The sequence below is a fragment of the Pseudarthrobacter sp. CCNWLW207 genome (genome assembly GCF_037203945.1).
GTDB lineage: Bacteria > Actinomycetota > Actinomycetes > Actinomycetales > Micrococcaceae > Arthrobacter.
This window is the reverse complement of the sequence record NZ_JBBCBS010000014.1, coordinates 1-19,541: the sequence shown is the minus strand read 5'-3', so window position 1 is coordinate 19,541 and position 19,541 is coordinate 1. Positions and strand designations below refer to the sequence as shown.

Here is a 19,541-nt window from a genome sequence, read left to right as displayed (position 1 = left end):
CACGCCGCGTGACAACAGAACGAATGTGATGTGGCTTACAATGACGGAGCGGCTGTTGGGGGAGGGGCATCCTGTTCCCGATTGGCCTCCAGACGACTTGTGGAGGTGCAGTGCTTATCGGCTTGATGATCCGGCTGCTCGCCGCCCACAAGGTCGCTGTCGCAGCCATCGTCTTCCTGCAGTTGGTCCAAACCTTTGGCAACCTGCTGCTGCCCACCGTCAATGCCGCCATCATCGACGACGGCATCGTCCCTGGCGACACCAATGTCATTCTCAGGCTCGGCGCAGTCATGGCCGCCATTGCGGTTGTTCAGGCGGCGGCAGCCCTGGCGGCCGGGTATCTTGGGGCCGTAGTGGCAATGCAGCTCGGTGCGCAGTTGCGCCAGGAGGTTTTCGGGAAAATCCAATCGCTCTCATCCCAGGAAGTCGCGTCCTTCGGCGCTCAGAGCCTGGTGACCCGGACCACCAACGACACCCTGCAGATCCAATCGTTCGCCGTGCTCGTCTTCACCATGCTGGTAGCGGCACCGGTCATGGGCGCGGGCGGGATCGTCCTGGCACTGCAGCAGGATGTGGCGCTTTCCTCGGTCGTCATTGTGGTGGTGCCGGTGCTGATGGCCATCATGTACGTCATCGTGCGCCGCTTGGTTCCGCTGTACCGTGATGGACAGGAGCTCCTGGACCGGACCGGCGAAGTGCTGCGGGAACAGATCATCGGCGCGAACATCATCAGGGCCTTCGTCCGGCAGGACCACGAGACCCAGCGCTTTGCGCAGGCGAACGGCAGGCTGACACGGAACAACCTCCAGTCTGCCCTGCTCGTGGCAGGCATGCTGCCGCTGATCATGATCGTCGTGAACCTTTCCTCGGTCGCCGTTATCTGGTTTGGCGGACACCGGGTCCAGGCCGGTGACATGAAGCTCGGCGCCCTGACAGCTTTCATCGCGTATATTCTGCAGATTTTGCTGGCCATCATGATGGCCATGTATGTCCTGATGACCGGGCCCCGGGCTGCCGTGTGTGCCGAGCGGCTGCGGGCCGTTCTTGACACCTCCCCTTCGGTCGCGGACCGTCGCCCGGAAGTCCCCACAGGCACCGACCGGCCAGCGTTCGACGGCGGTGATCTCGCCTTCCGCGACGTCTCGTTCTCCTACCCCGGCGCCGAGGCCCCGGTACTGGAAGCGGTCTCCTTCACGGCCCGGAAGGGCAGCATCACCGCAATTGTGGGTTCGACGGGCAGCGGGAAATCTACCCTGATCAACCTGCTGCCTCGTTTTCTTGACGCCACGTCCGGCCACATCACCCTCGCGGGACGGGACATCCGGTCCATGCCCCTGGATGTCCTCCGCCAGAACATCGCCTTGGCGCCGCAGCGGTCCCACCTTTTTACCGGGACCATCGCCGACAACCTGAGGGTCGCGGCCCCGGACGCGGCAGATGCCGAGCTCTGGGACGCGCTGGAGACTGCCCAGGCGGCGGAATTCGTGCGGGAACTTCCACTGCAGCTCCAGGCTCCGGTGGGCCAGGGGGGAACAACGCTCTCCGGCGGCCAGCGCCAGCGTTTGTGCGTTGCCAGGGCGGTGCTTCGCCGCGCGCCCCTCTATCTCTTTGATGACAGCTTCTCAGCGTTGGATTTTGATACTGAAGCCCGGTTGCGCGACCGCCTTGAAACGGCGCTGGGACACGCCGTCGTGATTATCGTGGCCGAACGGATTTCCACTGTCGCGGGTGCGGGCCAAATACTGGTGCTCGACGACGGCCGCCTGGTGGCCGGGGGTACGCACGGTGAGCTGCTGGAAACTTCCCCAACGTACCGTGAGATCGCAGGGTCCCAGTTGGCGTTGGGGGACATGCCATGACCGCGCCGCTGCCGGGTGGGGAGGCGGGGCTGCGTTTCTGGCCCACTGCCCGCAGGCTGCTCGGACTGCTGCACCCCTTCCGGTGGGCCATGGCCGGCGCCATTGCCGCGACCTGCATTTTTGCCGGGCTGAATGTTGCCGCCCCTAAGTACCTGGGCGACGCCACGGACATCGTGGTGGAGGGAGTGATGGCCGGCACCCTAGACTCGCGTGCACTGGGCAGCGTGCTCGGGGCAGTCTCACTGATGTACGTCGGCGCCTCGCTATTTAACTGGATCCAGGGCTCACTTACGGCCAGCTCCGTCCAGGGCGTGATGTACCGCCTGCGGGCCGCGGTGGAGGACAAGCTGAACCGGTTGCCGTCAACCTACTTCCAGGAAAAGTCGCGGGGCGACGTCCTCAGCCGGGCCACGAATGACATCGACAACATCGCCCAGGCCCTTAGCCAGGCCCTCACCCAATTGATCATGTCGGTCCTGATGCTGTGCGGCGCACTGGCAATGATGCTCTTGATCTCGCCGCTCCTCGCCTGCATAGCCCTGCTGTCCGTTCCGCTCTCCACGGTGATTACCGTGCTGGTGGCGCGCCGGTCCCAATCGCATTTCTCCCGGCAATGGACCGAGACAGGCGAACTGAACGCGCACGTCGAGGAATTCATCACGGGGCATGAGGTCATCAAGGCTTTTGGCTACCAGGAACAGGCAGCTGCTGTGTTTGCTGCCAGCAACGACCGCCTGGCCAGGGCTGCGACCAAGGCCCAATACTCGTCGGGCCTGGTCCAGCCGCTGATGATCCTGGTGGCCAACCTCAATTACATCGCAGTTGCCGTCGTGGGAGCGCTGCAGGTCACTGCCGGAGCAATGACCATCGGCGGAATCCAGGCTTTCATCCAGTTCAGCAGGCTCTTTACGCAGCCCGTGGGCCAGATCGGCGGCCTGCTGAGCGTCATCCAGTCCTGCATGGCATCCGCAGGGCGGGTTTTCGACCTCCTCGACGCCGTGGAGCTGCCTTCGGAACGCCGGGCGAAACAGTCAACAACAGAACCGGCCGGCCGCATCGTCTTCGATAACGTTACGTTCGGCTATCGCGAGCGGGTCCACGCCGTGCGCGGCCTGTCCTTCGCGGTAGAACCAGGCCAGACGGTGGCGATCGTAGGCCATACCGGCGCCGGAAAGACCACAGTGGTCAACCTCCTGATGCGGTTCTACGAATTAGGGTCAGGGCGCATCACCATAGGCGGAACCGATATCGCGGCCATGCCCCGGGATCTTCTGCGCTCAGCCTTTGGCGTGGTCCTTCAGGATGCCTGGCTTTTCGCCGGCACCATCCGGGAAAACATCGCTTATGGGCGCCTCGGAGCCACGGAGCACCAGGTCGTTGCCGCCGCGGAGGCCACGCACGTGGACCACTTCGTCCGGGCCTTGCCCGCTGGCTACGACACCATGCTTCACAACGGAGGGGACCCGCTGAGCCAGGGCCAGCGCCAGCTGATTACGATTGCCCGCGCCCAATTGGCGGGCAGGAGCGTGCTGATCCTCGACGAAGCCACCAGTTCCGTGGATTCCCGGACCGAAGTGCTGATCCGGCAGGCCATGCAGAGGCTCCGGCGCGGGAAAACCAGTTTTGTCATCGCGCACCGTTTGTCCACAGTCCGGGACGCTGATCTAATTCTGGTCATGGACCACGGACGCATCGCGGAGCAAGGCACGCATCACAGCCTGCTGGCCGCCAACAGCTATTACGCCCGGCTTTACGCTGCCCAGTTCGCTGGCCACCCCAATGGACGCAAGAACGGTGACGCCAAGGAAGAGGCCGCAGGCCTCCCTCCCTTGGAGAGTCGGCCGCTGGAGGCTGACGCCATGGGTGCCGGTGCATTGGAGGCGGGCATTTGACCGCGGCGTCGCCCTTTCCCGGGGAATGGAAGCCGAACCAGGGCAGCACGGTGGCGCTCTTCGAACAGCTCCGACTGCAAGTGATCAAGCTGGCGGACAGCGGAGCGTTGCCGCCGGGCACCAGGCTTCCGGCGGTGCGGAGCCTCGCAAGTCAGCTCGACGTCGCCCCTCATACCGTCGCCCGCGCCTACAAGGAACTCGAGGCGGCTGGAGTGGTTGCCACCAGGGGGAGGAACGGTACGGTTGTCTGCGCGCGGGACGAACGCTGGGAAACACTCTCCGCCGCGGCGGCTACGTACGCGTCCGCTGCCCGGGCACAGGGGGCATCGTTCGCAGAAGCCGTACAGCTCCTCGCGGCCGCTTACGATGCCGAGTAGCACGCTGCATGGATATTCGAAGAAGTTTTCGATTAGCATTAGTGGGTGCCTAAAGCCGTAGCTGAAGAAACAGCAGTCGAGTCCGTGCCCGCCACCATTGAAAAGTCCATCGTCAAGCCTGTACGTCCGGACCTCTCCCGCCTGGTGGTGAAGGGTGCGCGCGAACACAACCTGCGCAACGTGGACCTGGACCTTCCCCGCGATGCCATGATCGTCTTCACCGGCTTGTCGGGCTCCGGGAAATCCTCCCTTGCCTTTGACACCATCTTCGCCGAGGGGCAACGGCGTTACGTCGAATCGCTGTCAGCCTACGCCCGGCAGTTCCTGGGGCAAGTGGACAAACCCGACGTCGACTTCATCGAAGGACTCTCGCCCGCAGTCTCCATCGACCAGAAATCGACCAGTAAGAACCCGCGGTCCACTGTGGGGACCATCACCGAAATCTACGACTACATGCGCCTGCTGTGGGCCAGGGTGGGCCGGCCGCACTGCCCGGTGTGTGGCGAGCCCGTAGCCAAGCAGACGCCGCAGCAGATCGTGGACCAGTTGCTGGAGCTCGAGGAGGGAACTCGCTTCCAGGTCCTCGCCCCGGTTGTTCGCGGACGCAAGGGCGAATTCGTGGAACTGTTCAAGGAACTCACAGCGAAGGGTTACTCGCGGGCGCGTGTGGACGGTGAACTGGTCCAGCTCAGTGACGCCCCGAAGCTGGGCAAGCAGTTCAAGCACACCATCGAGGTAGTGGTGGACCGGCTGGTGGTCAAGGAAGGCATCAGCCAGCGCCTGACAGATTCCATCGAGACAGCCCTCGGCCTCGCCGAAGGACGCGTACTGGCAGAATTCGTGGACCTGGACGCCGATGACCCCGGCCGGCTGCGCGCGTTCTCCGAGAACCTGGCCTGCCCCAACGAGCACCCGCTTGCCATTGACGAGATCGAACCCCGTTCCTTCTCCTTCAACAATCCCTTTGGCGCCTGCGCCGCCTGCAGCGGCATCGGCACCCGGCTCGAAGTGGACGAGGAACTGATTGTCCCCAACCCGGAGCTTTCCCTCTCCGAGGGTGCCATCGCCCCATGGTCCCTGGGCACGGCTACCACTGAGTACTGGAACCGGCTGTTGGAAGGCCTGGCGAAGGAACTGGGCTTCTCCATGAAGACACCGTGGGAGAAGCTGGGCAACGACGTCCGCCAGACGGTCCTGCACGGCAAGGACCACAAAGTGGTGGTCCAGTACAAAAACCGGTTTGGCCGGGAGCGGAAATACAGCACCGGCTTCGAAGGCGCCATCCAGTACGTCCACCGCAAGCATGGTGAAACGGACTCTGATTGGGCCCGCGACCGCTACGAAGAATACATGCGGCAGATTCCGTGCCCCGCCTGCAACGGGGCGCGGCTGAACCCTGCCTCCCTCTCGGTCCTCATCAACGGCAAGTCCATCGCCGACGTCGCCGCCCTGCCGATGCGCGACTGCGCGGACTTCCTGAACAACCTGGTGCTGACCGGCCGCGAAGCACAAATCGCACATCAGGTGCTCAAGGAAATCCAGGCCCGGTTGACCTTCCTGCTGGACGTGGGGCTGGAATACCTGAACTTGGAGCGCCCGTCCGCAACTCTGTCCGGCGGCGAAGCGCAGCGAATCCGGCTGGCCACGCAGATTGGATCGGGGCTCGTGGGCGTGCTCTACGTCCTCGACGAGCCATCCATCGGGCTGCACCAGCGGGACAACCGCCGGTTGATCGACACCCTCACCCGGCTGCGGGACATGGGCAACACCCTCATCGTGGTTGAGCATGATGAGGACACCATCCACGTGGCGGACTGGATCGTGGACATCGGACCCGGCGCCGGCGAGCACGGCGGCCAGGTGGTGCACTCCGGGTCCTACCAGGACCTGCTCAAGAACACGGAATCCCTGACGGGCGACTACCTGTCCGGCCGAAAGCAGATCGAGGTGCCTAAAAAGCGCCGCAAGTATGACAAAAAGCGTGAGCTCAAGGTTGTGGGCGCCCGGGAAAACAACCTGGTCAACGTTGATGCCGCCTTCCCGCTTGGCCTGTTCACGGCCGTGACCGGCGTCAGCGGCTCAGGCAAGTCCACACTCGTCAACGAAATCCTCTACAAGGTGTTGGCCAACAAGCTCAACGGAGCCAAGCAGGTGGCCGGCCGGCACAAGCTGGTCCAGGGCCTGGAGCACCTTGACAAGGTGGTGCATGTGGACCAGAGCCCCATCGGCCGCACCCCGCGGTCCAACCCGGCCACCTACACCGGCGTCTTCGACAACATCCGCAAGCTGTTCGCGGAGACCACCGAGGCGAAGGTCCGCGGCTACCTTCCGGGCCGGTTCTCCTTCAACGTCAAGGGCGGACGCTGCGAAGCCTGCTCGGGCGATGGCACGCTCAAAATCGAAATGAACTTCCTCCCGGACGTTTATGTGCCCTGCGAGGTCTGCCATGGTGCCCGGTATAACCGGGAAACCCTGGAAGTCCACTACAAGGGCAAGACCATCGCCGATGTCCTGAACATGCCCATCGAGGAAGGGGCGGAGTTCTTTGCCGCCTTCTCGCCCATCGCACGGCACCTGAACACGCTGGTGGACGTCGGCCTGGGCTACGTGCGCCTGGGACAGCCTGCCACAACGCTCTCCGGTGGCGAGGCCCAGCGGGTCAAGCTGGCGGCGGAACTGCAGAAGCGGTCCAACGGCCGCAGCGTCTACGTCCTTGACGAGCCCACCACGGGCCTGCACTTCGAGGACATCCGCAAGCTCCTGATGGTTCTGCAGGGCCTCGTAGACAAGGGCAATACCGTCATCACCATCGAGCACAACCTGGACGTCATCAAGAGCGCCGACTGGATTGTGGACCTTGGCCCGAACGGCGGCTCGGGCGGCGGCCAGATCGTGGCCACCGGAACCCCGGAACAGGTAGCCAAATCGACGGAGAGCCACACGGCAGCGTTCCTCGCTGAAATTCTGGGCTAACGGCGTCGGCGCCGGCCGAAGCATTCCCGAAATATTCCCTGACGGGTATGCGAGTTTCAGGCTGGACAGGTGTCGTGAGAAACTAAGCCGGTGACTCAAACAACAGTGCCCGTGATCTTCGACCTGGACGGCACTCTTGTCGATCCGGCCGGTGGGATAACAGACGGAATCGCTTCGGCCCTCCGGGAGCTGGGGCTCCCGGTCCCCGGCCAGGAGCTCCTGGACGCGATGATCGGTCCCAAACTGAGCGACTCGCTCCTGACCGTGGCGCAGGTTCCGGCGGACAAGCTCGATGACGTCATCCGCCTCTACCGGCAGTACTACCTGGCGCAGGGCATTGCCCAGGGCCGGCTCTACCCGGGAATCCTGAATGTGCTGGACAGCTTCGCAGCCGCAGGCCGTCCGGTGGCTGTGGCCACCCAGAAGCCTGAGGGCCTGGCCCGAATTGTCCTTCAGCACCACGGTATTGCCGGCAAGTTCAGCTTCATCAGGGGTTCAGCCGATGACGAGTCCGCGGCCGCCGCGGGTCCGGTGGGCAAGGCAGGGATTATTGCCGCGGCGCTGGGCGACCTCACCACCCAGCACGCCGTCATGGTGGGTGACCGGGCCCAGGACGTGGCAGGTGCTATCGCCAACGGCCTTGACTGCATCGGCGTGAGCTGGGGATTCGCTCCCAACGGCGAGCTGGAGAACGCAGGCGCAGTCGCCGTCGTGGACACCGCCCCGGACCTGGTGGCGGCCATCGAACGGCTGGAAGCCATCCACACCGCAGCTATGAGTGAGGTGCACAACGATGGCACTGTTTGAGGCGGTCCGCTGGACCTTTCGCGGGCTCGTCGCGGGTACCTGCCGGCCCACCGTCGTCGGCCTTGAAAACGTCCCCAAAGAGGGGCCCTTCATTGTGGCGCCGAACCACCTCTCGTTTTTTGACAGCGTCATCGTCCAGGCACTGATGCCGCGGCCTGTGGCCTTCTTCGCCAAAGCCGAGTACTTCACCACGGGTGGCGTCAAGGGAAAGGTCATGAAATCTTTCTTCGAGTCCGTGGGGTCCATCCCCGTGGAGCGCGGCGAGCAGGCAGCAAGCGTCCAGGCGCTCAAAACCCTTATGGACATCCTGGAGGACGGAAAGGGCATCGGCATCTACCCGGAAGGCACACGGTCCCGGGACGGAATCCTCTACCGCGGGCGCACCGGCGTGGGCTGGCTTGCGCTGGCAACCGGAGCCCCCGTAGTCCCCGTCGGCCTGATTGGCACGGAGAACCTGCAGCCGGCGGGTGAAAAGGGTTTCAAGCCGCATCACTTCACCATGAAGGTGGGAGAGCCGCTCTATTTCGACAAGACCGGCCCCGACCACTCCCTTCCCGCCCGCCGCCAGGTGACTGACCGCATCATGGATGCGATTGCCGAACTCAGCGGGCAGGAACGCTCCACCAGTTACAACCAGAGCAAAGCAACGGATTAGGAGCCGCGTGCTTCAGGTGGCACAAGCCGCCGCGCCGCCTCAGTAGACTGGATAGGTGGCAAATCCAGCAAGTTACCGGCCCCAAACGGGAGAAATTCCCACCAACCCGGGGGTCTACAGGTTCCGTGACCCCCACGGCAGGGTCATCTACGTCGGCAAAGCCAAAAGCCTCCGGTCACGGCTGAATTCCTACTTCGCGAACCCGGCCGGCCTGCTGCCCAAGACCTATGCCATGGTGCACGCGGCGTCCAGCGTGGAGTGGACCGTAGTGGGCAGCGAGTTGGAGTCCCTGCAGCTCGAGTACACCTGGATCAAGGAGTTCAAGCCCCGGTTCAACGTGGTCTTCCGGGACGACAAGACCTACCCGTACCTGGCCCTCACCATGAGCGAAAAGCTGCCCAGGGTCCAGGTCATGCGGGGTGACAGGCGAAAAGGCACCCGTTACTTCGGCCCTTACACCGCCGGTGCCATCAGGGAAACCATGGACACCCTCCTGCGCGTGTTCCCGGTGCGCAGCTGCTCAGCCGGTGTCCTTAAGAGGGCCCAGGCAAGTGGCCGGCCGTGCCTGCTTGGTTACATCGACAAATGCTCGGCGCCCTGCGTGGGCCGCATCTCCCCGGAGGACCACCGGGCCCTGGCTGAGGACTTTTGCGCGTTTATGGGCGGCGAGGCCAAGCGCTTTATCTCCCGGCTCGAAAAGGAAATGGCTGCCGCCGTGGCGGAGCTCGACTATGAGCGCGCCGCACGGCTGCGTGATGACATCGCCGCACTGCGCAAAGTCTTCGAGCGGAATGCAGTGGTCCTGGCGGAGGACACGGATGCCGACGTCTTCGCACTTCACGAGGACGAACTCGAGGCCGCCGTGCAGGTCTTCCACGTCCGGGGCGGCCGCGTCCGCGGTCAGCGGGGCTGGGTGGTCGAAAAGGTCGAGGATTCAACTCTTCCGGATCTCGTGGAGCACTTGCTGCAGCAGGTCTACGGCGAGGACGGCGACAGCCACGGCCGGCTCCCGAGGGAAGTGCTGGTCCCTGTTGTCCCCAGCAACCACACCGAGCTGACGCAATGGCTCGGCGGGCTGCGGGGCGCCAAAGTCGACATCCGGGTACCGCAGCGCGGCGACAAGGCTGCCTTGATGTCCACGGTCCGCGAGAACGCCGAGCATGCCCTCAAACTGCACAAAACCCGGCGTGCCGGTGACCTTACGGTCCGCTCCCAGGCGCTCCAGGAGCTTCAGGAAGCACTGGACTTGCCCGTGGCGCTGCTGCGCATCGAATGCTATGACGTCTCGCACGTCCAAGGCACCAATGTGGTGGCTTCCATGGTGGTGGTTGAGGACGGGCTGCCCAAAAAGTCCGATTACCGAAAGTTTTCCGTTACCGGCGATGCAGCCGCCGACGACACCGCCGCCATGCACGACGTCCTGACAAGGCGTTTCAGGCACTACCTCACGGACAAAACGGCACAGCTGGAAGCTTCTGCCCTTTCCGGGCACCAAGCTGCGCTCAATGCCGCCGGAGACGCGGCGGTACTGGACACCACTACCTCTGCTCCGAAGGCAAAGTTCGCCTATCCGCCCAACCTGGTGGTGGTCGACGGCGGCAAGCCCCAGGTCAACGCGGCCGCCCGCGCCCTCGCCGACCTCGGCATCGACGACGTCTACGTCGTGGGCCTGGCTAAACGCCTTGAGGAAGTCTGGCTGCCGGACAGCGACTTCCCGGTAATCCTCCCCAGGACATCGGCGGGGCTGTACCTGCTGCAGCGAATCCGCGATGAGGCCCACCGCTTCGCCATCACCTTCCACCGCCAGAAGCGCGGCAAGGCCATGACGGTCTCCGCACTGGACGGCGTGCCGGGGCTGGGTGAGTCCAAGCGCAAAGCATTGCTGGACCATTTCGGCTCCGTCAAGGGGGTCAAGGCGGCCTCCGCGGAAGAGCTTTCGGAGGCAAAGGGCATCGGCCCGGCGCTGGCTGCTGCCATTGTTGCCCACTTCGGCTCCGACGCCGAGACTGCCGACCTGGTCCCGGCAGTGAACATGGCCACCGGCGAAATCCTCGAAACTTAGCTAGGGTAAAGGTCGGGGATTCCGCCTTTGCGGTTCCCCGCCAACATGAGGACAGGAACGGGGCGGAATCAATGGCAGACTCGACGGCGGGATCCGGGACGGAGCAGGACGGGCTGACGCCGGTCAAGCCCCTCGAAGCGGAACTGCTGGTGGTCACCGGGATGTCCGGGGCAGGACGCAGCACGGCTTCGGACGCGCTGGAGGACCATGGCTGGTACGTCGTGGAGAACCTTCCGCCGCAGATGCTGGGAACCCTCGCGGAACTGGTCTCGCACGCGCCCCAGTCCATTCCCCGGCTGGCCGTTGTGATGGACGTCCGCAGCAAGGGTCTATTCGCCGATATCCGCGCCGCCCTCGGCGCGCTGGCCGCCAGCGGTGTCACGTTCCGGGTGTTGTTCCTGGACGCGAACGACGACGTCCTGGTCCGCCGCTTCGAACAGGGCCGCCGGCCGCATCCCCTCCAGGAAGGCGGCCGGATCCTTGACGGCATAGCAGCCGAACGTGAGCTGCTGACGGAACTGCGCGACAGCGCCGACGTCGTGCTGGACACATCCACCTACAACGTCCATGGCCTGGCCACGGCCATCACCGAACTCTTCAGCGAGACCGGCCCGGTGGCACTGCGGCTCAACGTCATGAGCTTCGGCTTCAAATACGGCCTTCCGGTCGATTCCAACTACGTGGCCGACGTCCGCTTTATTCCGAACCCGCATTGGGTGCCCCAACTGCGCCCCCACACGGGGCTGGACAAGGACGTCAGCGAGTACGTGCTGGAGGCCGAGGGGGTTAAGAATTTTGTGGACCGCTATGTGCTGGCATTGGAACCTGTCCTCGACGGCTACCGCCGCGAAAACAAGCACTACGCCACGATCGCCGTCGGCTGCACGGGTGGCAAGCACAGGTCTGTAGCCGTCGCCGTCGAACTTTCCAAGAAACTGGCCCAATATCCCAGGGTCACCGTGACAACCACCCACCGGGACCTGGGCCGCGAGTAATGGGGATGCTTACCGGCCCGCTGCCTCTGGTTCCGCCTTCTGGCGGGACGGGATCCAGCCAGAAGGACAAAGGCCCCACCGTCGTTGCACTCGGGGGTGGCCACGGCCTGTTCGCTTCCCTCTCCGCCTTGCGGCTGCTCACCTCCGAGCTCACCGCGATCGTCACAGTGGCGGACGACGGCGGCTCGTCCGGGCGTCTGCGCGAAGAGTACGGCGTGCTGCCACCCGGGGATTTGCGCATGGCACTGTCCGCGCTATGTGACGACACCGACTGGGGCCGAACCTGGCGCGACGTGATGCAGCACCGCTTCCGGCCGGGGGAGGGCCGTGGCGGCTCACTGGACGAGCACGCCATGGGCAACCTGCTGATCGTCACACTCTGGGAACTGCTGGGCGACGCCGTCGCCGGACTGAAATGGGCCGGCGCGCTGCTGGGGGCACGCGGCCAGGTACTGCCGATGTCCACCGTCCCGCTCACGATTGAAGGCGACATCCGCCTCGCGTCCCCGGATGGCACGTCGGCACTGCAGACCATTGTCGGCCAGGCGCGCTGTGCCGTGGCCGGTTCGCTGGAACACGTCAGGCTGCTCCCCGAGGCGGCACCTGCCTGCGTTGAGGCTCTGACCGCCATCGAGCTCGCTGACTGGGTGATCCTCGGCCCAGGGTCCTGGTACACCTCCGTGCTGCCGCACCTGCTGCTGCCGGAAATGCGGCAGGCGCTGTGCGGGACAGCCGCCAAACGGTGCCTGACCATGAACCTGGCCACGGACACCAAAGAGACATCCGGTATGACCGCTGCCGACCACCTCCACGCCCTGCGCAAATACGCCCCGGACTTCAGCGTAGACGTCGTGCTCGCCGATCCGGCCTCCGTTCCTGACAGGCAGGAGTTCGAAAAGGCAGCCGGGATGATCGGTGCCGAGGTCGTCTTGGGTAAAGTAGGGGCGTCGGGCCGCCGACCCGTCCATGACCCCTTGCGTCTGGCAACGGCGTACCACGACATTTTTGGGAACAGTTAGGAAGGTGCCATGGCACTGACAGCATCGGTCAAAGAAGAACTGTCCCGTCTGGACATCAAGAAATCATCGGTCCGCAAAGCCGAGGTCTCCGCGATGCTCCGGTTCGCCGGCGGACTGCACATCATCTCCGGCCGGATCGTGATCGAGGCTGAAGTGGACCTGGCGTCCACGGCACGGCGACTCAGGGCCGCCATCGCGGAAGTCTACGGACACCAGAGCGAAATCATCGTCGTCTCCGGTGGCGGGCTCCGCAAGGGCAGCCGCTACGTTGTCCGGGTCGTGCGCGACGGCGAAGCGCTGGCCCGGCAGACCGGGCTCCTAGACGGCCGTGGCCGGCCCGTACGGGGGCTGCCTTCCGCCGTCGTTAATGGATCGGCAGCGGACGCCGAAGCCGTGTGGCGCGGCGCCTTCCTCTCCCACGGATCCCTCACCGAACCTGGCCGTTCCTCGTCCCTGGAAGTGACCTGCCCCGGGCCGGAATCGGCATTGGCACTCGTGGGGGCCGCCCGCCGCCTGGGTATCCAGGCCAAGGCCAGGGAAGTCCGGGGAGTGGACCGCGTGGTCATCCGCGACGGCGACACCATTGCTGCCCTCCTGACCCGCATGGGTGCCCACGACGCACTCATGGTTTGGGAAGAACGCCGGATGCGCAAGGAAGTCCGCGCCACGGCCAACCGGCTGGCCAACTTCGACGACGCCAACCTCAGGCGCTCCGCACAGGCCGCCGTGGCCGCCGGGGCACGGGTCGATCGTGCGCTGGAGATCCTGGGGGACGACGTTCCGGACCACCTCAAATATGCCGGCGAGCTCAGGGTCGCCCACAAGCAGGCCAGCCTGGATGAACTTGGCCGCCTGGCGGACCCGGTGATGACCAAGGACGCCATCGCCGGGCGGATCCGCCGGCTGCTGGCCATGGCCGACAAACGTGCCCTTGACCTTGGCATCCCCGGGACGGACGCCAATGTGACGCCGGAAATGCTGGACGAGTAGCAGCCCCCTAGAATCAAGACCATGTGACGGAAATGCCCGCCATCTCCGCCGCAGCAATCTTCCGGATGCCCGCCATCCGGATGCACAATCCGAGAGAGTTACCAACCGGACAGTCAGTCCACGACATTGGAGGATCTTGTGACCGAGTACGTATTGCCTGAACTCAGCTACGACTACGCCGCCCTTGAGCCGCACATCTCTGCGCGCATCATGGAGCTGCACCACAGCAAGCACCACGCTGCCTACGTTGCAGGTGCCAACAACGCGCTGGCCCAGCTGGCAGAGGCGCGCGATAAGGGCGACTTCGCCAACATCAACCGCCTTTCCAAGGACCTCGCGTTCCACACGGGCGGCCACGTCAACCACTCGGTGTTCTGGAACAACCTGTCTCCGGACGGTGGCGACAAGCCCGAAGGCGAACTGGCTGCGGCCATCGACGACGCCTTCGGCTCCTTTGACGCGTTCCGCGCCCAGTTCAGCGCTGCGGCGCTCGGCCTGCAGGGTTCCGGCTGGGGTTTCCTGGCCTACGAGCCCATCGGCGGAAACCTGGTCATCGAGCAGCTTTACGACCAGCAGGGCAACGTGGCACTGGGCACCACCCCGCTGTTGATGCTTGACATGTGGGAGCACGCTTTCTACCTGGACTACGTCAACGTCAAGGCTGACTACGTCAAGGCTTTCTGGAACATCGTGAACTGGGCCGACGTCGCCAAGCGGTTCGACGCAGCACGCACCAACGCCACGGGCCTGATCACCCTCCCGTAGTGACTGGCGCAACATGTGCCTGTAACAAACTTCACATTTCGGCGCTTTAGGGCCGGAATGTGGAAGGTCCGCCCCCGCACTTGCGGGGGCGGACCTACTTAAACGTAAGATGGATCACGGAAGGCGGTTAGCCTTCAGCAACGTGGCTGGTCGCCCTCCAATCTGTTAATCATCTCTGCCCAATGGCGTGCGGGATCTGTTAGTTGGCTTGAACGCCCGCTCAACTAGTTGTGCTTAAGCAAGCACCAAGGAGACTGAAAAAGTGACGACCCGTATTGGTATCAACGGCTTTGGCCGTATCGGCCGCAACTACTTCCGCGCAGCACTCGCACAGGGTGCGGACCTCGAGATCGTTGCAGTCAACGACCTCACCAGCCCCGAGGCCCTGGCCCACCTGCTCAAGTACGACTCCGTCGGCGGCCGCCTGACCGAAACCGTGGAGGTCAAGGACGGAAACATCGTTGTCAACGGCAACATCATCAAGGTCCTCGCCGAGCGCGACCCGGCCAACCTCCCGTGGGGCGAGCTCGGTGTCGACATCGTCATCGAGTCCACCGGCTTCTTCACCAAGGCCGCTGCCGCCCAGAAGCACATTGACGCAGGCGCCAAGAAGGTCCTGATCTCCGCTCCGGCATCCGATGAGGACATCACCATCGTGATGGGCGTCAACCACGAGCTCTACGACTCCGCTGCGCACCACATCATCTCCAACGCGTCCTGCACCACCAACTGCCTCGGCCCGCTGGCCAAGGTCATCAACGACGAGTTCGGCATCGAGCGCGGCCTCATGACCACGGTCCACGCCTACACCGCCGACCAGAACCTGCAGGACGGACCGCACAACGACCTCCGCCGTGCCCGTGCCGCCGCCATCAACATGGTCCCCACCTCCACCGGTGCGGCCAAGGCAATCGGCCTGGTCCTCCCGGAGCTCAAGGGCAAGCTGGATGGCTACGCCATCCGCGTCCCGGTCCCCACCGGCTCCGCAACCGACCTCACCGTCACCGTTGGCCGCGAGACCACCGTCGAGGAAGTCAACGCTGCGCTGAAGAAGGCTGCCGACTCCGACGCGTTCCAGGGCATCCTGACCTACACGGACGCTCCGATCGTTTCCTCGGACATCGTAGGTGACCCCGCGTCGTCCATCTTCGACTCAGGGCTGACCAAGGTCATCGGCAACCAGGTCAAGGTTGTTTCCTGGTATGACAACGAATGGGGCTACTCCAACCGCCTCGTGGACCTGACGGAGCTCGTCGCATCCAAGCTGGGCTAGGGTTAGACACATGACATTTCACACCCTCAACGAACTGATCGCTGAAGGTGTCCGCGGGCGGTACATTCTTGTCAGAAGTGACCTGAATGTGCCGCTCGACGGCTCTACAGTGACTGACGACGGCCGGATCAAGGCCTCCCTTCCAGTCCTGACGAAGCTCACGGACGCCGGTGCCCGCGTGCTGGTAACAGCCCACCTCGGACGGCCCAAGGGCGCTCCGGAGGAGAAGTACTCCCTCAAGCCTGCCGCGTCCCGGCTGGCTGAACTCGCAGGGTTCAAGGTCTCCCTCGCAGACGACACCGTCGGCAGCTCCGCGAAGGAACAAGCCGCTGCACTGCAGGACGGTGAGGCCCTTGTCCTGGAGAACGTCCGCTTTGACGCCCGCGAAACCTCCAAGGACGACGCCGAACGGGCCGCCTTTGCGGATGAACTGGTCTCCCTCACCGGGGACAACGGCGCCTTTGTTGATGATGCTTTCGGCGCTGTGCACCGCAAGCACGCCAGCGTGTATGACGTCGCCACCCGGCTTCCATCGTTCCAGGGTGACCTCGTGCACACCGAAGTGGAGGTGCTGCGCAAGCTCACGGCTGACACACAGCGTCCCTACGTGGTGGTGCTCGGCGGTTCCAAGGTCTCCGACAAACTCGCCGTCATTGACAACCTCATTGGCAAGGCTGACACCATCCTGGTGGGCGGCGGCATGCTGTTTACCTTCCTCGCCGCAGAAGGCCACAAAGTGGCCGGAAGCCTCCTGGAGGAGGACCAGATCCCCGTTGTCCAGGACTACCTGAAGCGGGCAGCGGACGCCGGCACCGAGTTTGTTGTTCCCACTGACATCGTGGTGGCCAGCAAGTTCTCTGCAGACGCCGATCACGAGACCGTCCCGGCGGACGGCATCGAGGGCAGCAGCTTTGGTGCCCAGGGAATTGGCTTGGACATCGGACCCGACTCCGCCGCAGCTTTTGCGGACCGGATCAAGGGCGCCAAGACGGTGTTCTGGAACGGCCCCATGGGTGTCTTCGAATTCGAGGCCTTCTCCGGCGGCACCCGGGCAGTGGCACAGGCCCTGACCGAAGCTGACGCGTTCACCGTGGTGGGCGGCGGGGACTCCGCTGCCGCCGTCCGGACGCTCGGTTTCTCCGATGACCAGTTCGGACACATTTCCACCGGCGGCGGCGCCAGCCTGGAATACCTTGAAGGCAAGGACCTTCCCGGACTGACTGTCCTGGACCGCTAAGTCATCACGCCTGCCAACTTGGACTGCCAAGTCCTCCGGCCGGCAGGGAGCCCGCGGGTTCCCTGCCGGCCGAATACATCCTCAGAACTTTTGGAGAATACGTGACTACGTCAACGAATGGCTCTTTTGACCGTACGCCTTTCATCGCAGGCAACTGGAAGATGAACATGGACCATGTCCAGGGCATCACCCTCCTGCAGAAACTGGCCTGGACCCTGTCGGACGCCAAGCACGACTACAACCGGGTTGAGGTTGCTGTCTTCCCGCCGTTCACGGACCTTCGCGGCGTGCAGACGCTCGTCCAGGGCGATGAACTGGACGTTGCCTACGGCGCACAGGACCTGTCCCAGTTCGATTCCGGAGCCTACACCGGGGACATCTCCGGCCAGTTCCTGGGCAAGCTCGGCTGCAAGTACGTGCTTGTGGGCCACAGTGAACGCCGCACCATCCACCTGGAGTCGGACGAGGTCCTCAACGCCAAGGTCAAGGCGGCGTACAAGCACGGCATCGTCCCCGTGCTTTGCGTCGGCGAAGGCCTCGAAATCCGCCAGGCCGGTACCCACGTCGAGCACACGCTGACCCAGCTCCGCGCCGACGTCGCAGGCCTCACACCGGAACAGGCCAGCGAGCTTGTAGTGGCCTATGAGCCCGTCTGGGCCATCGGCACCGGAGAAGTGGCAGGCCCGGAAGATGCACAGGAAATGTGCGCCGCCATCCGTGCCGAACTGGCCACGATTTTCGGTGACGACGTCGCTGCCAAGATTCGCCTCCTCTATGGCGGCTCGGTCAAGGCCAGCAACGTTGCCGCGATCCTCAAGGAACGTGACGTCGACGGCGTGTTGGTGGGCGGCGCGAGCCTCGACCCCGCTGAGTTTGCTAATATTGTCAGGTTCGAGAGTCACCTGCTGACGGATTAGTCCAGTACGCAGCGTAAGCTCCCGTAATTCCCAATCTTCCGAAAGGCCGTCGTGGACGTTCTTCATGTCATTCTGCAGATTCTCCTGGGCATCACCAGCCTCCTGCTGACGCTGCTCATCCTCCTGCACAAAGGACGGGGCGGTGGCCTGTCGGACATGTTCGGTGGCGGCATGAGCTCCGGACTGAGTTCCTCCGGGGTTGCGGAACGGAACCTGAACAGGTTCACGGTCATCCTGGGCGTCACGTGGGGCATTGTCATCATCGCCCTCGGCCTCATCATGAGGTTCAGCGGCTCCGGCGACTCCTGAGGTCCGGAAGCAACTGATCCCCTTCCGGCACTGCCGCCAGGGGAAACTGCGAACTAAACTGTGGCTGTTGGCTCCCAACAGCCACAGTTTCGTTTAAGCGGTCAGGAGTCCCGAATGGTACATACTGCTTCAGGCTTCCGCGGCACCCGTGTGGGTGTCACGGAGGGAGCCGGCCCCAGGCACCAGTCCGAAGACCTTCACGGTGAAAGTCTCCCTCGTATCCGCGTGTCCTACTGGTGCGCCAAGGGACACGAGACCACCCCCGTGTTTATCAAACTTCCGGAGGACCAGATACCGGTGATGTGGGACTGCCGAAGGTGTGGCGCCCCGGCGTCCAGGGACGGCAGCGAAGCCGCAGGCCTGGACACCCCCGAGGAGGGTTTCAAGAGCCACCTCGAATACGTTAAAGAAAGACGCTCCGACCAGGACGCGGAAGACGTCCTGGCCGGAGCGCTCGAAAGGCTACGCGCCCGCGGCGTCCTTGCGGACGAGCTGCTGCGGGACACGTGAGGCTGCGTTCTCGTCGATAAGCCATAGAGTCCGGGCGGTGCCCCGCGGGCCGGCTGCAGGGACCTGTACCGGGTTTGCACCGGCCAAGGCCAGGCCCACCGCACCGGCCTTGTCCTCACCCGCGACCACCATCCAGACTTCGGCCGCCGTGTTAATGGCAGGCAGCGTCAGTGAGATACGCATCGGCGGCGGCTTGGGGGAGTTGCGCACGCCGACGACAGTCAGCGACTTCTCCCGGATACCGCCCTGCTCCGGAAACAGGGAAGCCACATGCGCGTCGGGCCCAACGCCCAGCAGAACAACATCCAGCCGCGGAACAATGCCCGGCTCATCCGGACGGTCATCCGACATGTCTGCAGCGTGCTCGGCCTGGGCTGCTTCCCGGAGCCTGCGCGCGTAATCCTCTGCAGCCTCCTCGGGAGTGTCAAAGTCGTCGGACGACGCCGGCTGGTTGATCCTGGCGGGATCCACCGGGATGTGGGACAACAGTGCGTCGAACGCCTGCTTGGTGTTCCGGTCGGCGTCGTCGGCGGCAACAAACCGCTCGTCACCCCACCAGAAGTTCACCCTCGACCAGTCGACCGCGGGCGCAGCCGGGGAGTCAGCAACAGCCTTCAAGGTACCGATGCCCACCGTGCCGCCGGTCAGGACCACGGTGGCTTCACCATGTTTGTCCTGTACATCCACGAGTTTGGTGATCAGGCGGGCTGCGATGGCAGCCATCAGGACGGACGAATCAGGATGAATGCTTACTCTTGGGTCAACGCTCACTGGGTCGGACGCTCCTTAGATTTGTACGTGGCAGTCCAATAGTAATCACTTCTCCGAAGACCTCGTCGGGGTCGAGGCGGCGGAGTTCTTCGGCGAGGCAGTCGCGGAGGCTGCGGCGTGGCAGGGAGAT

General features: G+C 64.1%; 18 protein-coding genes. 16 read left to right on the top strand and 2 right to left on the bottom strand.

Annotated elements, in window-relative coordinates; genetic code table 11:
- Positions 1 to 110 precede the first annotated feature (110 nt).
- The 16 genes from V9L17_RS18855 (at position 111) to V9L17_RS18780 (ending at position 18,640) form a co-directional block, all read left to right on the top strand.
- The gene (locus V9L17_RS18855) at positions 111 to 1,859 is read left to right on the top strand and encodes an ABC transporter ATP-binding protein (RefSeq protein ID WP_443198050.1); all 1,749 of its coding nucleotides are present in this window, start codon (positions 111 to 113) and stop codon (positions 1,857 to 1,859) included.
- Positions 1,856 to 3,751, top strand: a complete 1,896-nt coding sequence (locus V9L17_RS18850; protein ID WP_337352490.1) for an ABC transporter ATP-binding protein — start codon at positions 1,856 to 1,858, stop codon at positions 3,749 to 3,751. The genes V9L17_RS18855 and V9L17_RS18850 overlap by 4 nt, the downstream gene beginning before the upstream one ends.
- Positions 3,748 to 4,128 (top strand): GntR family transcriptional regulator, encoded by a 381-nt coding sequence (locus tag V9L17_RS18845; protein WP_337352489.1) that lies wholly within the window; start codon positions 3,748 to 3,750, stop codon positions 4,126 to 4,128. The genes V9L17_RS18850 and V9L17_RS18845 overlap by 4 nt, the downstream gene beginning before the upstream one ends.
- Before the next feature lie 45 nt (positions 4,129 to 4,173).
- Positions 4,174 to 7,101, top strand: coding sequence for an excinuclease ABC subunit UvrA (gene uvrA, locus V9L17_RS18840; protein WP_337347299.1), 2,928 nt, complete (start codon positions 4,174 to 4,176; stop codon positions 7,099 to 7,101).
- Between the two features lie 90 nt (positions 7,102 to 7,191).
- Positions 7,192 to 7,908, top strand: coding sequence for an HAD hydrolase-like protein (locus V9L17_RS18835; RefSeq protein WP_337352488.1), 717 nt, complete (start codon positions 7,192 to 7,194; stop codon positions 7,906 to 7,908).
- Positions 7,895 to 8,563: a lysophospholipid acyltransferase family protein gene (locus V9L17_RS18830; RefSeq protein WP_337347301.1), complete on the top strand. Its 669-nt coding sequence runs from the start codon at positions 7,895 to 7,897 to the stop codon at positions 8,561 to 8,563. Before V9L17_RS18835 ends, V9L17_RS18830 begins: the two co-directional genes overlap by 14 nt.
- Positions 8,564 to 8,618: 55 nt before the next feature.
- Positions 8,619 to 10,625 (top strand): excinuclease ABC subunit UvrC, encoded by a 2,007-nt coding sequence (gene uvrC, locus V9L17_RS18825; RefSeq protein WP_337352487.1) that lies wholly within the window; start codon positions 8,619 to 8,621, stop codon positions 10,623 to 10,625.
- 71 nt (positions 10,626 to 10,696) lie between these two features.
- A complete protein-coding gene (gene rapZ / locus V9L17_RS18820; RefSeq protein WP_337347303.1) occupies positions 10,697 to 11,620 on the top strand; it encodes an RNase adapter RapZ in 924 nt (307 codons plus the stop codon).
- The gene (locus V9L17_RS18815) at positions 11,620 to 12,639 is read left to right on the top strand and encodes a gluconeogenesis factor YvcK family protein (RefSeq protein ID WP_337347304.1); all 1,020 of its coding nucleotides are present in this window, start codon (positions 11,620 to 11,622) and stop codon (positions 12,637 to 12,639) included. The genes rapZ and V9L17_RS18815 overlap by 1 nt, the downstream gene beginning before the upstream one ends.
- A gap of 9 nt (positions 12,640 to 12,648) precedes the next feature.
- Positions 12,649 to 13,629 (top strand): DNA-binding protein WhiA, encoded by a 981-nt coding sequence (whiA, locus tag V9L17_RS18810; RefSeq protein ID WP_066284919.1) that lies wholly within the window; start codon positions 12,649 to 12,651, stop codon positions 13,627 to 13,629.
- A gap of 138 nt (positions 13,630 to 13,767) precedes the next feature.
- The gene (locus V9L17_RS18805; protein WP_337352486.1) at positions 13,768 to 14,394 is read left to right on the top strand and encodes a superoxide dismutase; all 627 of its coding nucleotides are present in this window, start codon (positions 13,768 to 13,770) and stop codon (positions 14,392 to 14,394) included.
- A 262-nt stretch (positions 14,395 to 14,656) separates the two neighbouring features.
- Positions 14,657 to 15,667, top strand: a complete 1,011-nt coding sequence (gene gap, locus V9L17_RS18800) for a type I glyceraldehyde-3-phosphate dehydrogenase (protein WP_337347305.1) — start codon at positions 14,657 to 14,659, stop codon at positions 15,665 to 15,667.
- A gap of 10 nt (positions 15,668 to 15,677) precedes the next feature.
- The gene (locus V9L17_RS18795) at positions 15,678 to 16,904 is read left to right on the top strand and encodes a phosphoglycerate kinase (protein ID WP_337347306.1); all 1,227 of its coding nucleotides are present in this window, start codon (positions 15,678 to 15,680) and stop codon (positions 16,902 to 16,904) included.
- A gap of 101 nt (positions 16,905 to 17,005) precedes the next feature.
- The gene (tpiA, locus tag V9L17_RS18790) at positions 17,006 to 17,821 is read left to right on the top strand and encodes a triose-phosphate isomerase (protein WP_337347307.1); all 816 of its coding nucleotides are present in this window, start codon (positions 17,006 to 17,008) and stop codon (positions 17,819 to 17,821) included.
- 51 nt (positions 17,822 to 17,872) lie between these two features.
- Positions 17,873 to 18,130 carry a preprotein translocase subunit SecG gene (secG, locus tag V9L17_RS18785; RefSeq protein ID WP_337352485.1) on the top strand — a complete coding sequence of 86 codons (258 nt, stop codon included), beginning with the start codon at positions 17,873 to 17,875 and terminating at the stop codon, positions 18,128 to 18,130.
- A gap of 114 nt (positions 18,131 to 18,244) precedes the next feature.
- Positions 18,245 to 18,640, top strand: coding sequence for an RNA polymerase-binding protein RbpA (locus tag V9L17_RS18780; protein WP_337352484.1), 396 nt, complete (start codon positions 18,245 to 18,247; stop codon positions 18,638 to 18,640).
- Here the strand turns inward: V9L17_RS18780 and pgl are convergent.
- Both pgl and V9L17_RS18770 read right to left on the bottom strand, forming a co-directional pair.
- Positions 18,593 to 19,411 (bottom strand): 6-phosphogluconolactonase, encoded by an 819-nt coding sequence (gene pgl, locus V9L17_RS18775; protein WP_337352483.1) that lies wholly within the window; start codon positions 19,409 to 19,411, stop codon positions 18,593 to 18,595. The two genes, V9L17_RS18780 and pgl, sit on opposite strands and share 48 nt — an antisense overlap.
- Positions 19,401 to 19,541 (bottom strand): OpcA/G6PD domain-containing protein (locus V9L17_RS18770; protein ID WP_337352527.1); only part of this gene is annotated, 141 nt, incomplete at its 5' end. The genes V9L17_RS18770 and pgl, both read right to left, overlap by 11 nt.

Bases quoted from the DNA above. Each gene is read 5' to 3' on its own strand.
- V9L17_RS18815 (WP_337347304.1), top strand. From the start codon at position 11,620: ATGGGGATGCTTACCGGCCCGCTGCCTCTGGTTCCGCCTTCTGGCGGG.
- V9L17_RS18850 (WP_337352490.1), top strand. From the start codon at position 1,856: ATGACCGCGCCGCTGCCGGGTGGGGAGGCGGGGCTGCGTTTCTGGCCC.
- whiA (WP_066284919.1), top strand. From the start codon at position 12,649: ATGGCACTGACAGCATCGGTCAAAGAAGAACTGTCCCGTCTGGACATC.
- V9L17_RS18795 (WP_337347306.1), top strand. From the start codon at position 15,678: ATGACATTTCACACCCTCAACGAACTGATCGCTGAAGGTGTCCGCGGG.
- V9L17_RS18780 (WP_337352484.1), top strand. From the start codon at position 18,245: ATGGTACATACTGCTTCAGGCTTCCGCGGCACCCGTGTGGGTGTCACG.
- rapZ (WP_337347303.1), top strand. From the start codon at position 10,697: ATGGCAGACTCGACGGCGGGATCCGGGACGGAGCAGGACGGGCTGACG.
- V9L17_RS18830 (WP_337347301.1), top strand. From the start codon at position 7,895: ATGGCACTGTTTGAGGCGGTCCGCTGGACCTTTCGCGGGCTCGTCGCG.